The organism is Peribacillus sp. SIMBA_075 (assembly GCF_046534585.1).
Genome location: NZ_JAWRYN010000890.1, coordinates 1 through 261 on the forward strand (window position 1 = coordinate 1; position 261 = coordinate 261).

Annotated in this window: 1 protein-coding gene; it reads right to left on the reverse strand. The window is 62.5% G+C overall.

The features are described from left to right. A partial coding sequence (locus SB775_RS30820; protein ID WP_410865062.1) for a hypothetical protein occupies positions 1–186 on the reverse strand: 186 nt, incomplete at its 3' end. Positions 187–261: the final 75 nt, after the last annotated feature.

The window sequence follows — 261 nt, forward strand, 5'->3', positions numbered from 1 at the left end:
CGCGCCGCGATCGCTGGGCGCCAAGGCCGTCAACTGGTCCTGCAGGTCGCCCACGTCATCTACGAGCTGCGCCTGCGCGGCATATAACTCCGTGAAGTTGTCATCGCACTTTCGAAATGCCGCGTAGCGGGTGTCCCCACCGATGCCGGTCGGAAGCGTGCCGAAATTGATGTGTTGCTGTGCCATGGAATTCTCAGGGCTGGAAGGTTTGCTTGAAGGCGACGGACAGGCGCTGCCAGCCATCGCCCAGATCGGTGCGCT